At 71.6% G+C, this 13280-nt stretch carries 12 protein-coding genes; 8 read left to right on the forward strand and 4 right to left on the reverse strand.

Annotated elements, in window-relative coordinates; genetic code table 11:
• Positions 1–197 precede the first annotated feature (197 nt).
• Together BM430_RS03365 and BM430_RS03370 are read right to left on the reverse strand one after the other, a co-directional pair.
• The gene (locus BM430_RS03365) at positions 198–1160 is read right to left on the reverse strand and encodes an aldo/keto reductase (protein ID WP_093565288.1); all 963 of its coding nucleotides are present in this window, start codon (positions 1158–1160) and stop codon (positions 198–200) included.
• A gap of 11 nt (positions 1161–1171) precedes the next feature.
• Positions 1172–1813 (reverse strand): MBL fold metallo-hydrolase, encoded by a 642-nt coding sequence (locus BM430_RS03370; protein WP_093565292.1) that lies wholly within the window; start codon positions 1811–1813, stop codon positions 1172–1174.
• A gap of 260 nt (positions 1814–2073) precedes the next feature.
• On the opposite strand from BM430_RS03370, the gene BM430_RS03375 reads away from it, so the two are divergent.
• Positions 2074–2832 carry an SDR family NAD(P)-dependent oxidoreductase gene (locus BM430_RS03375; RefSeq protein ID WP_093565294.1) on the forward strand — a complete coding sequence of 253 codons (759 nt, stop codon included), beginning with the start codon at positions 2074–2076 and terminating at the stop codon, positions 2830–2832.
• 267 nt (positions 2833–3099) lie between these two features.
• On the forward strand, positions 3100–3888 hold the full coding sequence (locus BM430_RS03380) for a DUF2189 domain-containing protein (RefSeq protein WP_093565297.1): 789 nt from the start codon (positions 3100–3102) through the stop codon (positions 3886–3888).
• A gap of 23 nt (positions 3889–3911) precedes the next feature.
• Here BM430_RS03380 and BM430_RS03385 read toward each other — a convergent pair whose 3' ends face one another.
• Positions 3912–5132, reverse strand: coding sequence for a serine hydrolase domain-containing protein (locus BM430_RS03385; RefSeq protein ID WP_177302915.1), 1221 nt, complete (start codon positions 5130–5132; stop codon positions 3912–3914).
• Between the two features lie 148 nt (positions 5133–5280).
• Between BM430_RS03385 and BM430_RS03390 the strand changes: the two genes are divergently transcribed.
• The 6 genes from BM430_RS03390 to BM430_RS03415 all read left to right on the forward strand — a co-directional run bounded on the left by BM430_RS03390 (position 5281) and on the right by BM430_RS03415 (position 11340).
• Positions 5281–6231 (forward strand): NAD(P)H-dependent flavin oxidoreductase, encoded by a 951-nt coding sequence (locus BM430_RS03390; protein WP_093565300.1) that lies wholly within the window; start codon positions 5281–5283, stop codon positions 6229–6231.
• Between the two features lie 111 nt (positions 6232–6342).
• Positions 6343–7581, forward strand: a complete 1239-nt coding sequence (locus tag BM430_RS03395) for a Zn-dependent hydrolase (protein ID WP_093565302.1) — start codon at positions 6343–6345, stop codon at positions 7579–7581.
• A 143-nt stretch (positions 7582–7724) separates the two neighbouring features.
• The gene (locus tag BM430_RS03400) at positions 7725–8651 is read left to right on the forward strand and encodes a LysR family transcriptional regulator (RefSeq protein ID WP_093565304.1); all 927 of its coding nucleotides are present in this window, start codon (positions 7725–7727) and stop codon (positions 8649–8651) included.
• Between the two features lie 69 nt (positions 8652–8720).
• Positions 8721–9536 (forward strand): putative hydro-lyase, encoded by an 816-nt coding sequence (locus BM430_RS03405; protein ID WP_093565307.1) that lies wholly within the window; start codon positions 8721–8723, stop codon positions 9534–9536.
• Positions 9537–9553: 17 nt separating this feature from the next.
• Positions 9554–10327, forward strand: a complete 774-nt coding sequence (locus tag BM430_RS03410; RefSeq protein WP_093565474.1) for a 5-oxoprolinase subunit B family protein — start codon at positions 9554–9556, stop codon at positions 10325–10327.
• Positions 10324–11340, forward strand: a complete 1017-nt coding sequence (locus BM430_RS03415; RefSeq protein WP_093565312.1) for a 5-oxoprolinase subunit C family protein — start codon at positions 10324–10326, stop codon at positions 11338–11340. Before BM430_RS03410 ends, BM430_RS03415 begins: the two co-directional genes overlap by 4 nt.
• A gap of 108 nt (positions 11341–11448) precedes the next feature.
• Here the strand turns inward: BM430_RS03415 and ggt are convergent, their stop codons facing one another.
• On the reverse strand, positions 11449–13221 hold the full coding sequence (gene ggt / locus BM430_RS03420; RefSeq protein ID WP_093565315.1) for a gamma-glutamyltransferase: 1773 nt from the start codon (positions 13219–13221) through the stop codon (positions 11449–11451).
• Between the last annotated feature and the right edge of the window lie 59 nt (positions 13222–13280).

The raw sequence follows: 13280 nt of genomic DNA on the forward strand, positions 1-13280 counted from the left end.
CCGGTCCATGCCTGATGTAAGCATTCCGCCTTGAAATTGCATCGGTTTTCGGCGCCGCAAGCAGCACTTTTCGGGGTCCGCCGGGGGTGGGCCGGGAGCCCTGTCCACCCCGCAGGAGGATAGACGAGGTTACGTTTCGCCGCACCCCGTTAAGGATCCGCCAACGGCCATCGTCGGTCCTTGCGTCAGTCCCTGCATCAGCCCTTGAGCGAGCCCCGGCTCGCTTCCTCGAGCCGGGCCGAGGCCGCCGGGTCGAGGGCGAGGCGCACGCCCCCCAGCACCTCGTCGAGCTGCGCCACCGAGGTGGCGCTGGCGATCGGCGCGGTCAGCCCGGGCCGCTCCACGAGCCAGGCGATGGCGACCTGGGCCGGGGTGGCGCCGTGCTCGCGCGCGACCGTATCGAGGAGGTCGAGGAAGGCGAAGCCCCGCGGGTTGAGGTAGGCCGAGACCCGCGCCTCCCGGGCGCGGCCCGCGGCGGCGCCGGACTGGCGGTACTTGCCGGTCAGGAAGCCCGCCGCGAGGGAGAAGTAGGAGATCACGCCGATCCCCTCCTCCCGGCACAGCGGCTCCAGCTCGGCCTCGTAATCCTCCCGGTCGGCCAGGCTGTAGCCGGGCTGCAGGCACTCGTAGCGGGGAAGGTTCTCGCGCCCGGCGACGGCCAGCGCCTCGCGCAGGCGGGCCGCCGAATAGTTCGAGGCGCCGATCGCCCGCACCTTGCCGGCGCGGATCAGCCGGTCGTAGGCCGCGAGCGTCTCGGCGAGCGGCGTCTCGGCATCGTCGGCGTGGGACTGGTAGAGGTCGATCCGGTCGGTCTGGAGGCGGCGCAGGGAATCCTCCACCGCCCGCTCGATGTACGACGCCTTCAGCCCTTTGCGGCCGTCTCCCATGTCCATGCCGACCTTCGTGGCGATGGTCATCCGGTCGCGGGCGCCGCGATCCTTGAGCCAGCGCCCGATCACGGCCTCCGACTCGCCGCCCTGGTGGCCCGGCGCCCAGCGCGAGTAGACGTCGGCGGTGTCGACGAAGGTGAAGCCGGTCTCCAGCAGCCGGTCGAGGAGCGCGAAGGAGGTCGCCTCGTCGGCGGTCCAGCCGAAGACGTTGCCGCCGAAGCAGAAGGGCGGGACCGAGAGGCCGGAACGGCCGAGTGGACGCACGTCCATGGATGGCACTCCTACTGAAGGAACGGGTTCGACAGGCGCTCCTGGCCGATCGTGCCAGTCGGGCCGTGGCCGGGGATGAAGGCGACGTCGTCACCGAGCGGCAGGAGCTTGGTCTTGATCGAGGCGATCAGCGCCTCGTGGTTGCCCCCCGGCAGGTCGGTGCGGCCGACCGAGCCGCGGAACAGCACGTCGCCGACCTGGGCGAAGCGCGCGTCCCGGCTCACCAGCACGACGCTACCCGGGGAATGGCCGGGGCAGTGCAGCACGTCGAAGGTCAATTCGCCCACCGTGACGGTGTCGCCCTCGTTCAGCCAGCGGTCGGGGGTGATCACCTTGGCGCCGTCGATGCCGTAGGCCGCCCCGGTCTCCGGCAGGCTGTCGAGGAGCGGCTTGTCGGCGACGTGCGGCCCCTCGACCGGCACGTTCAGCGCGTCGCGCAGATCGGCCGCGCCGCCGGCGTGATCGATGTGGCCGTGGGTGAGCAGGATCTTCTCGATGGTGACGCCGGCCTTGGCGATCGCCGCCTGGATCCGGTCGAGGTCGCCGCCCGGATCGATCACGGCGGCCCGCTTCGTCGCCTCGCACCACAGGAGGGTGCAGTTCTGCTGGAACGGCGTGACCGGGATGATCGCGGCGCGGGGCGTGCTCGGCATGATCGGCCTTGAGGTGGAAGAAGGTGGCCCCTTGTAGCGTGGAAGCGGGCGGTGCGGCACCCCGGGGCGCCTGGATGGCGATACGCCCCGCGGCGGCTCGCAGATGCGCGAACCCTCGCCTCCGACTATCCGCCCGGCGTGAAAGCGGCGATTGTCCCGCTCGTTGACGGCAGCCATCCCGCCCTGGCCCATGACGGGACGAAGGGCTCTCTCCCGGGAGACCTTGGCGAACCCGGCAGACCGAAACCCCGGAGACGACGATGGACCTGCGCCTGACCGACAAGACCTGCCTCGTCACCGGGGCCAGCACCGGCATCGGCCGGGCCACCGCGATGGCCCTCGCGGCGGAAGGGGCGCGGGTCGTGGTGGCGGCCCGCTCGCGACCCCCGCTCGAGGAGCTGGCCGCCGCCATCGCCGCCGCGGGCGGGTCCCCGTCCCTGATCCTCACGGCAGACCTCGCGGAGCCGGACGGTCCGCAGCGGCTGGCCGATGCCCTGCGCGGGGCTGCACGGTCCGTCGACGTTCTCGTCAACAACGCCGGCGGCTCGCGCCCCCTCGAGGTTTGGGACGACGAGGCCGCCTGGGACGAGGGTTTTCGCCTGAACTTCCTCGCCGCCCGCCGGCTGACGGAAGCGCTGGCCCCGGCCATGCTGGAGCGGGGCTTCGGGCGGATCGTCAACGTCTCGGGCGCCGTCGTCGCCAAGAGCTTCAATGCCGCGACCCCGGCCAAGGCCGCGCTGGAGAGCTGGTCGAAGGCCGCGGCCGCATCCTTCGCCGGCCGCGGCGTGACCGTGAACTGCGTCGCCCCGGGCCGGATCAACTCGCCCCAGATCCTCGATCGCCTGCATCCGACCGAGGAGGCGCGCCGCGCCTACATCGCGCAGAACATTCCCGCCGGGCGCTTCGGCGAGCCCGCCGAGGCCGCCGCCCTGATCGCGTTCCTCGCCTCGGAGGCGGCGGGCTACATCACCGGCACGACGATCCCGGTCGACGGCGGTGCGCTCCGCCTCGCCTTCTGATCGGATTTGCCGAGGGGCCGTCCCGCCGCAATCCGGATCCCGTCGCGCGATCGTGCGCGCCACCCCCTTGGCGGACGGTCCGGCCCCGCGTTACCCTTGCGGCGTGTGGCGGGAATCTCCCGCCCGGTGCGAGTAGACCAGTCTCGATGCGACCGATCTGTCCGGCGCCCGTGCGGGCCGGACCGGGCGCCTGAGGACCGCCGACACGACGGCCCGACACGCGGCCCGGCCAACCCGTCGCGGGTGCCTCCCTCCGGAGGAAACGCGATGACGAGTTCGCCCACCTTTGCCCACGGCTTCGCCGCCGCCCGCCCCGCCGTGCGGCGGATCGGGGTCCAGGACCTCAAGGCCGCCCTGTCGCGGGGCGTCGACGACTTCCTGGCGATGCCGACCCACGTGCTGTTCGTGGTGCTGATCTATCCGATCGCCGGCGTGCTCATCGCGGCGGCGATCTTCGAGCAGAACCTGATTCCGATCCTGTTCCCGCTCGCCGCCGGCTTCGCGCTGATCGGGCCCTTCGCGGCGCTCGGCCTCTACGAGCTGAGCCGGCGGCGGGAATGGGGCCTGCCCGCCGCCTGGACCGACGCCTTCGCGCCGCTGCACGGCCGCTCGGCCAGGGCGGTGATGGCGGTCGGCGTGGTGCTGGCGCTGATCTTCCTCGCCTGGATCTGCGCCGCCATGGGCCTGTACTGGTCGCTCTACGGCAGCGTGTCCGAGCCCTCGCTGCTCGCCTTCCTCGACGACGTGCTGACCACGCCGCGGGGCTGGGGCCTGATCTTCGCCGGCAACCTCGTGGGCGCCGCCTTCTCGCTCCTGGCGCTGGCGGTCAGCGCGGTCTCGATCCCGCTCATCATCGACAAGGACGTGGAGGCCGGCACCGCGATCGAGACCTCGCTCGCGCTGATGCGCGAGAACCCCGGCACGATGCTCGCCTGGGGCGCCATCGTGGCCGGGATGCTCGTCATCGGCATGCTGTCGCTGTTCGTCGGCCTCGCGGTGGTGCTGCCGGTGCTCGGCCACGCCACCTGGCATCTCTACCGCCGGGCGGTGGGATGACGGCTATTCGGTGATCTTCGCGATCACTCGGTGATCGCCGCGTAGGTGAGCACCCGCAGCTCGCGCCGGATCGGCCAGGTCGAGGACGGCATGAGCTGCGTCAGCATGATCACGAACAGGTCCTCGGCGGGGTCGATCCAGAACGCCGTCGAGGCCGCCCCGCCCCAGGCGACCTCGCCCGGGGTGCCGAGGATCTGGGCCTTGGCCGGATCGAGCATCACCGAGAAGCCGAGCCCGAAGCCGATGCCGCTGTAGCTCGATTCCGAGAAGCGCGGCTGGCCCATGTCGGCGAGGTCGCCGCGCAGATGGTTGGCGGTCATCAGGTCCACGGTCTTGCGGCCGAGCAGACGCACCCCGTCGAGCGCCCCGCCGCCCAGGATGAAGCGGCAGAACCGGGCATAGTCGGCCGCCGTCGAGACGAGGCCGCCGCCGCCCGACGGCGCGGTGCGCGGGCGCGCGTAGCGGCCGTCGCGGGCGTCGTCGATCAGGGTCAGCCGGCCGCCCTCGCCGAGCGCGTAGTTCGAGGCGAAGCGGGCGATCTTGTCGGCCGGGACGTGGAAGTCGGTGTCGATCATGCCGAGCGGCCGGATGATCCGCTCGCGCAAAAAGTCGTCGAAGGGCTGGCCGGAGATCATCGCCACGAGGTGGCCGAGCACGTCGGTGGCGATGCTGTAGTTCCACTCCGCGCCGGGCTGGGCCAGCAGCGGCTGGCGCGCGGCCCGGGCGACGATCTCAGCGAGCGTCGTCTCGGCGGTCTGGAAGTCGACGCCCTCCTCCCGGTACATCCGATCGACCAGCGTCGCGTCCATGAAGCCGTAGGTGAGGCCCGAGGTGTGGGTGAGGAGATCGCGGAACGTGATGTCGCGCTCCGCCGGCACGGTCTCGGGCTTGGCGCGGCTGCCGCCGGCGAGCACCCGCATGTCGCGGAACTCCGGCAGGAAGCGGGTGATGGGGTCGTCGAGCTGGAAGAGGCCCTCCTCGTACAGCATCAGGATCGCCACCGAGGTCAGCGGCTTCGTCATCGAGTAGATGCGCACGATGGTGTCGTGCTCCATCGGCAGGCCGCGGGCGAGGTCGCGCAGGCCCTCCTGATGGGAAAACACCACCTGCCCGCGCCGGGCCACGGTCACCGACAGGCCCGGCAGCTTGCCGGCCGCGACGTAGCCCCGCATCCACGGGACGATCCGCTCCAGCCGCTCCGACGAGAGGCCGACCGCCTCCGGGGTTCCGATCTCAACCTGCACGCGGCGACTCCTGGTGGTGAGGGGGAGGCGCGAACAGGAATACCGGCGCGGCCCCCCGTCAAGCCGCCCGTTGACCGCACACAGGCCTCGGTGCGATGCGGGAGATAACGAGACCTCTCGAAGAGAGAGCCTGGGAGCCACGCCGCCGATGTCCCTGCCCGACAGCCTCCGCCACGCCCTCGCCCTGCCGGTCATCGCCTCGCCGATGTTCATCGTCTCGGGGCCTGAGCTCGTCATCGCGCAATGCGTCAACGGCATCGTCGGCTCGTTCCCGGCCCTCAACGCCCGGCCCAAGGAGGCGCTGGACGAGTGGCTGACCCGGATCGACGCGGCGCTCGACGAGGCCCGGGCGGCGGATCCCGACCGCATCGTCGCTCCTTATGCCGTCAACCAGATCGTCCACGCCTCGAACGACCGGCTCGAGCACGACCTGACGGTCTGCGGGCAGCACAAGGTGCCGATCATCATCACCTCGCTGCGCGCGCCCGACGCGGTGGTCTCGGCGGTGCATGGCTGGGGCGGGCTCGTCTTCCACGACGTCACGACGGTGCGCCACGCCGAGAAGGCGCTGGAGGCCGGAGTCGACGGGCTGATCCTGGTCTGCGCCGGGGCCGGGGGGCATGCCGGCACGCTCTCGCCCTTCGCCCTCGTCGGCGAGGTGCGGCGCTTCTACGACGGGCCGCTGATCCTCTCGGGCGCGATCACCACCGGCGACGCGATCCTCGCCGCCCAGGCGATGGGCGCGGACCTCGCCTATATGGGCACCCGCTTCATCGCCACGCAGGAGGCGAACGCGGCGCCTGCCTACAAGGAGATGATCGTCGGCACGAGTGCCGCCGACGTCCTCTACACCCCCTACTTCACCGGCGTGCCGGGCAACTACCTGAAACCCAGCGTGACCGCCGCCGGCCTCGACCCCAACGCGCTGCCGGAGGTCGACAAGACCAAGATGAATTTCGGCTCGGGCACCACCAAGGCCTGGCGCGACATCTGGGGCGCCGGCCAGGGCGTCGGCACCATCGACGACGCGCCGGCGACCGCATTGGTGATCGACCGGCTGAAGGCGGAATACGCGGCGGCGCGCGCCAGGATCGGATAACTCAACTCCAGTCTCGTGCCTGCCACCCCCGCGCCCGGCGCTTGTCCGCCGGGCACGGTCCTCGCATCCTGGCGGGCGCACATCCCCCGACGTGGTGCGTGAGGACCCGCGATGACCACCAACCTCTCCGTGAACGGCAACCGGCTCTGGGACACCCTGATGGTGTCGGCCGGCATCGGCACCGGGCCGCGCGGGGGCCTGAGGCGCCTGACCCTGACCGAGCCCGACCGGCTGGTGCGCGACCAGCTGAAGACCTGGGCCGCGGAGGGCGGCTATCCCCTCACCATCGATGGGCTGGGCAACATGGTGTTGCGGCGGGAGGGCACCGAGCCCGGCCTGCCGCCGGTGGTGATCGGCAGCCACCTCGACACGCAATGGGCCGGCGGGCGCTTCGACGGCATTCTCGGCGTGCTCGCGGGGCTCGAGATCCTGCGCACCCTCGACGATCTCGGGATCGCGACGCGCCGCGCCATCGAGGTGGTGAACTGGACCAACGAGGAGGGGGCGCGGTTCTCGCCGCCGATGCTCTGCTCGCTGGCCTGGTCGGGCCAGGCGACGCCGGACTGGGTCGAGAACCGGCGCGACCGCGACGGAATCCGCTTCGGCGACGCCCTCGACGGCATCGGCTATCGCGGGCCCGAACCCGTCGGCGGGCGCACCATCGACGCGTATTTCGAATTGCACATCGAGCAGGGCCCGGCCCTCGACCGGGCGGGCGTGCCGGTCGGCATCGTGACGGGCGGCTATCCGAGCTGCGGCATGCGCATCGCCGTCGAGGGCGCCACCGCCCATACCGGCCCGACCCCGATGTCCGAGCGCCACAACGCGCTCGTCGGCGCCGCCATGGTGGCGGTGGCGGTCAACGACATCGGTTGGGCGCACGCCGACACCGACGCCAAGGCCACCGCCGCCCGCCTCGACCTGGTGCCGAACCTCCCCGGCACCCTGTCGGAATACGCCGAGCTGTTCATCGACATGCGGGCGCCGAAGCTCGAGACCCTCGAGACCATGAAGGCCAGCTTGCGCGCCGCCCTGCCCGACTGCGCCGCCCGCTCGCTCACCCAGATCTCGGTCGCCGAGGAATGGGGCTTCGGGGTGTTCTCGTTCGACGACGGGCTGATCGGCCTGCTGCGCGAGACGGCGGAGCGGCTAGGGGTCCCGACGATGGACCTGCGCTCCCAGGCCGGCCACGACGCCTACCACGTCGCCCGGGTCGCCCCGGCCTGCATGATCTTCACGCCGTGCCGCGACGGCATCACCCACAACGAGGCCGAGGACATCGCCTTGGAGCCGACCCTGCCGGGGGTGAACCTCCTGCTCCACGCCGCCCTGGCGCGGGCGAACCGGTAAGTCGCCCGGGGGGCGGAACGCATCGCGGACCGCCCCTTTGACCGGCGATCGAACTCTGTATCGGCCGGCTCCGGACCCGGGCCGGCCGCGGCCGTGCGGCCGCGCCCCGCCCCGGGGCGATGCGATGCGACGGAACCCGAGCCATGTCCGATGTCGTCCCGGACCTGAGAACGATCCAGATCTTCTACTGGACGGCGGCTTTGGGCAGCTTCAGCGCCGCCGCCAAGCGGCTCAACACCACGCAGCCGGCGGTCTCGCACCGGATCGCGGCTTTGGAGCGCGCCTTCGGGCTCACGCTCATCAACCGCCTTCCGCGCAGCCTCAGCCTGACGCCCAAGGGCCACGAGCTGATGGGCTATGCCGAGCGCATCCTGCGCCTGCACGGCGAGATGGTCGGCGCCATCACCGCGCCGGCGAGCCGCAGCGGCAGCCTGCGTCTCGGCGTGTCCGAGACCATCGTCCATACCTGGCTGACGGCGTTCATCGACGTCATGGGGCGGACCTATCCGGGCGTCGCCATCGATCTCGCGGTCGACGTGTCCCCGGCCATGCGCGAAGCGCTGCTGCGGCGGGACCTCGACCTCGCGTTCCTGGTCGGCCCGGTCACGACCCCGAAGCTGGTGAACGTGTCCCTCGGCCAGTTCGCCACCGCCTGGATCGCCTCCCCCGGCCTCGTGACCGCGACCGGCCCGATCGGGCTGGCGGAGCTCACGCGCCATCCGATCATCACGTTCCCGCCCAACACGACGCCCTACGCGCAGCTGCGCGACCTGCTGATCCAGGCGGACCTGCCGCCGCCGCGCCTCTATACCAGCGCCTCCCTCTCGGCGATCATCCGCATGGCGATCGAGGGAACGGGGATCGGGGCCATGCCGGCGGACGCCGTCCTGCCCGAGATCGAACGGGGCCAGCTGCGCGTGCTCGACGCCTCGGTCGGCCTCCCCGCCGTCGGCTTCGTGGCGGCCTACGAGAATGCCCCCGACAACCGGTTGAGCGCGGCGGCAGCGGAGATCGCCCGCTCGGTGGCAACGGACTGGTTTGCCATGAAGCGGGATCATGGGCCGCCATGAGGAATCATGATTTGCCATCATCTGCCCAAGGGGTAGGCTTGCCGAAAATTTGAGCGAGACAAACGTGCGATGATCCCCCATCCGACACGAGATGCCGTCGACCGGGCATCCGCCACCGGCACGCAGGTGCGCCTCGCCTGCCGCAGCGGTACGATCACCGGGTGCACGGCCGGCATGGCCAACGGCTACGTGCAGGGCAACCTCGCGGTCTTTCCCGAGCGGATCGCCGACGATTTCCGCCTGTTCGCCGAGCGCAACCCGAAATCCTGCCCGATCATCGGCGAGTCCAGGCCGGGCCGCCGCGACATCCCGGAGCTCGGCCTCGATCTCGACATCGCGACCGACATCCCGATGTACCGCGTCTGGCGCGGCGGGGAGCTGGTCGACGAATTGCCGGACGCGACCTCCGTCTGGCGCGACGATCTCGTGGCCTTCGTGATCGGCTGCTCGTTCTCGTTCGAGGCGGCGATGCTGGAGGCCGGCTTGCCTTTGCGCCACGTCGAGCGCGGCACGCATGTCGCGATGTACCGCACCAGCATCGCGTGCGAGCCCGCCGGGCCGTTCTCAGGGCCGATGGTGGTGTCGATGCGGCCGCTGACCCCCGCCCAGGCCATCGAGGCGGTCCAGGTCACGGGACGCTACCCCCGGGTCCACGGCGCCCCCGTGCATCTCGCGCGGCCGGACCTGATCGGCATCGACGACCTGCAGCGGGTCGATTACGGCGATCCGGTGCCTGTCGGCCCTGACGAGATTCCGGTCTTCTGGGCCTGCGGCGTCACCCCGCAATCCGTGATCGCCGCGGCGCGTCCCGACTTCGCCATCACCCACGCGCCCGGCTGCATGCTCGTCACGGATCGTCTCAACACGGACTTCGCGACGGGCTGACGATGACCGAGACCGATATGCCGAGTCAGACCGAAGCACCGAGTCAGACCGAAACACGACGTCACGACGGCACGCCGCGTCTCCTCGATGCCGGCGAGGCCGCGCTCGTCGCCGAGTTCGGCACGATCGTCGATCCGGCGATCAGCGACCGGGTCCTCGCCCTGGAGGACGCCCTGGCCGCCGACAGCCTGCCGGGCATCCTCGAGACGGTTCCGACCTACCGCTCGCTGATGATCCACTACGACCCGCTGATGCTCGACCGGGAGACCCTGGCGGGGCATGTCCGCGGCCTGACCGGCGGGGCCATCCGGCGGGCCGCCGCTCCGGCCCGCTGGGTCCTGCCCTGCTGCTACGACGCGCCCCACGGCGAGGACCTGGCGGCCGTCGCCGAGCTGATCGGGCGGACGCCCGCCCAGGTCGCCGCCCTGCATCAAGGGGGGACCTACCGGGTCTACATGTACGGCTTCGCGCCGGGCTTCGCCTATCTCGGCGGCCTGCCGGAGCCGCTGGCGGTCAAGCGGCGCCCGAGCCCGCGCCCGCCCCACCCGACCAACGCCGTGATGGTCGGCGGCGGCCTCGCGGCCGTGGCGACCGTGCCGATGCCGACCGGCTGGTACGTGCTCGGTGCCACGCCGTCCAAGCTCTACGCGCCCGAGCGGGTGGAGAGCTTCTTCGTGCGGCCGGGCGACGAGATCCGCTTCGAGGCGATCGACGCCGCGTCCTATGCCGGCCTCGCCGCCCGGGAGGCGGCCGGGGAGCGGGTGGCCCGGCGCGAGGAGGCGTCACGATGAGCGTGCTGACGATCGAGGCCGCCGGGCCGGGGGTGACGCTGCAGGACGGCGGCCGGCACGGCTATCTCCGGTTCGGTATCACGCCCGCGGGCGCGATGGACCCGCTGATGGCCGCCACCGCCAACCGGGCGGTCGGCAATCCCCTCGACGCCACGGCGATCGAGATCTCGACCGGCGGCCTGACCGTCGGCGCATCCGGCGGGCCGCTGAGCGTCGCCGTGGTCTCGGCCGGGTTCCGCGCCACCCTCGACGGCGAGGCGCTGCCCACCTCCTGCGCCCTGACCCTGGAGCCGGGACAGACCCTCACCGTCCGGGCCGGCAAGGCGGGCGCCTGGGGCTACCTCGCCGTGGCGGGCCGCCTCGACGTGGCGCCGGTCCTCGGCTCGACGGCGACCCATACCCGCTCCGCCCTCGGCGGCCTCGACGGGCGCGGGCTCCAGGCCGGCGACCGCCTGCCCGTCGCCGGAGCCCGGCCGGGCTCCAGGTCGCCCGAGCGCCTGCTCGCGCCGTGGCTCGCCCGGGACGCGTCGCGGATCCGCGTCATCCTCGGTCCGCAGGACGACTACTTCTCGCCCGACCAGATCGCCGCCTTCCTGACCCGCTCGTGGACCGTCTCGCCCCGGGGCGACCGCATGGCCTGCTTCCTCGACGGGACGCCGCTCACCCACGCGAAGGGGCACGACATCGTGTCCGACGGCGTCGCCAAGGGGGCGATCCAGGTGCCGGGCAACGGTCTGCCGATCATCCTGATGGCCGACCGCCAATCGACCGGCGGCTACCCGAAGATCGCCACGGTGATCGGCCCCGATCTCGGGCGCCTCGCCCAGCTCCAGGGCAATTCGCAGATCGTCTTCGGTGCGGTCTCGGTCGCCGATGCGGTCGCCGCGCGGCGCGCGGAGGCCGACGCCCTGCGCGGCGACGTCGCGCGCGAGCCGGTGGTGCGCACGGATTTCGGGGCGGAATTCCTGCTCGGCCTCAACCTGGTCGGCGGCGTCGTGGACGGGTTCGCGTAGTCGCGCGCCCGTCCTCGTCTCATCGACCTGCTTCCGGGATCCGTCCGGCATCCCCGTCCGCCGCGGGAGGCAGCGACCTCCCGCGGCGGGCGCATCTCGCTGACCCGTTCAGTACCCCTGCGCACTCCCGGTATTCCGCCGCGGATCGTTGGCCCCGTAGTACCGGAACGCCCCCACAGGCTGGCCGCCGAGCGTCGGCGCGCCGATCAGGATCGCCGCGAGGTGGTTGGCCGGCTGGGCCTGCCCGAACTTGTGGCCCATCCCCTCCAGGATCGCCCGGGTGTCCGGCGACAGGGCGAAGCGCTCGACATTGGTCACGTCGGGCATCCACTGGTTGTGCAGGCGCGGCGCGTCGGCGGCTTCCTGGATGTTCATGCCGTAATCGATCACGTTGAGGATGCTGTGCAGCACCACCGTGATGATCCGGCTGCCGCCGGGCGTGCCGGTCACGAGGACCGGCTTGCCGTCCTTCGTGACGATGGTCGGGCTCATCGAGCTGAGCGGGGTCTTGCCGGGGGCGACGGCGTTGGCCTCGCCCTGGAGCAGGCCGTAGATGTTCGGCACGCCGACCTTGGCGGTGAAATCGTCCATCTCGTTGTTGAGGAGGACGCCCGTCCCCTCGGCGGTGATCCGCACGCCGAACCAGTCGTTGAGGGTATAGGTCACCGAGACGGCGTTGCCTTGGGAATCGATGATCGAGTAGTGGGTGGTGTTGCTGCCCTCGTGCGGCGGCGTTCCGGGCCTCAGCTCGGCGGAGATGCCGGCCTTCTTCGGGTCGATCGCCGCCCGGATTTTTTCTGCATAGGCCTTGTCGGTCAGCCGCGCGACCGGGTTCTTCACGAAATCGGGGTCGCCCAGATAGGCGTTGCGGTCGAGATAGGCGTGGCGCATCGCCTCGATCTCGTAGTGGACGGCCTGCGCCGAGCCCCAGCCGAGCTTGGCGAGGTCGTAGCCCTCGAGGATGTTGAGCATCTCGCAGATCACCACCCCGCCGGAGCTGGGCGGCGGGGCCGAGATCACCCGGTAGCCGCGATAGTCGCACTCGATCGGCGCCAATTCGCGGGTGGCGTAGCGGTCGAGGTCGGCCTGGACGATGAGGCCGTCATGCTTGCGGCTCGACGCCGTCAGCGCATCGGCGACCGCGCCCTTGTAGAACCCGTCCTTCCCCCGCTCGGCGATCGTCCGCAGCGTCCCGGCGAGGTCCTTCTGCACGAGCCGGTCGCCCACGCGGTAGGGCTGCCCCTGGTTGAGGAAGATCCGGGCCGAGGCCGGATCCTTGCCGAAATCCTCCGTGGCGGTCGCCATCATGTCGACGTCGCCCTGGTCGAGGGTGAAGCCCTCCTCCGCCAGCCGGATCGCCGGGGCGATCAGCTCGGCGCGGGGCCGCGTGCCGTACTTCGCCAGCGCGTCCTCGAGCCCCGCCACGGTGCCGGGCACGCCCACCGCCAGGAAGCTCTTGGTGCTCAAACCCTTGACGACGTTGCCGTCCTTAGCCAGGAACATGTCGCGGGAGGCGGCCAGCGGCGCCTTCTCGCGGAAATCCAGGAAGGTCCGGCTGCCGTCGGCGCGCTGGATCGTCATGAAGCCGCCGCCGCCGAGATTGCCGGCCGCCGGATAGACCACCGCCAGGGCGTAGCCGACCGCGACCGCCGCATCGATGGCGTTGCCGCCCCGCTTCAGCACATCCACGCCGACCTGCGTCGCGTAATGCTGCGCCGTCACCACCATGCCGTGCTCGGCCGCGACCGGCGCCCGGGAGGCGGCGTGCGCGGCCTCGCGCGGCACCGCCACGACGAGGAACGCGGCGAGAAGTCCGATGCCGGCCGAGGCGATCCTGTGGCGCGAAGCGGTTCTGCGGCCCGAAGTGATCCTGTGGCCCATCTGGCGTCCCTGCCCTGCTGGTGAATCGCCGCCACGGTACACGACGGCGGCGCGCCGCC

Source organism: Methylobacterium sp. 174MFSha1.1 (assembly GCF_900116815.1).
Taxonomy (GTDB): domain Bacteria; phylum Pseudomonadota; class Alphaproteobacteria; order Rhizobiales; family Beijerinckiaceae; genus Methylobacterium.

Coding starts and splice junctions, on each gene's coding strand:
- BM430_RS03365 (WP_093565288.1), bottom strand. CDS start 1,160: ATGGACGTGCGTCCACTCGGCCGTTCCGGCCTCTCGGTCCCGCCCTTC.
- BM430_RS03370 (WP_093565292.1), bottom strand. CDS start 1,813: ATGCCGAGCACGCCCCGCGCCGCGATCATCCCGGTCACGCCGTTCCAG.
- BM430_RS03375 (WP_093565294.1), top strand. CDS start 2,074: ATGGACCTGCGCCTGACCGACAAGACCTGCCTCGTCACCGGGGCCAGC.
- BM430_RS03380 (WP_093565297.1), top strand. CDS start 3,100: ATGACGAGTTCGCCCACCTTTGCCCACGGCTTCGCCGCCGCCCGCCCC.
- BM430_RS03390 (WP_093565300.1), top strand. CDS start 5,281: ATGTCCCTGCCCGACAGCCTCCGCCACGCCCTCGCCCTGCCGGTCATC.
- BM430_RS03395 (WP_093565302.1), top strand. CDS start 6,343: ATGACCACCAACCTCTCCGTGAACGGCAACCGGCTCTGGGACACCCTG.
- BM430_RS03400 (WP_093565304.1), top strand. CDS start 7,725: ATGTCCGATGTCGTCCCGGACCTGAGAACGATCCAGATCTTCTACTGG.
- BM430_RS03405 (WP_093565307.1), top strand. CDS start 8,721: ATGATCCCCCATCCGACACGAGATGCCGTCGACCGGGCATCCGCCACC.
- BM430_RS03410 (WP_093565474.1), top strand. CDS start 9,554: ATGCCGAGTCAGACCGAAGCACCGAGTCAGACCGAAACACGACGTCAC.
- BM430_RS03415 (WP_093565312.1), top strand. CDS start 10,324: ATGAGCGTGCTGACGATCGAGGCCGCCGGGCCGGGGGTGACGCTGCAG.
- ggt (WP_093565315.1), bottom strand. CDS start 13,221: ATGGGCCACAGGATCACTTCGGGCCGCAGAACCGCTTCGCGCCACAGG.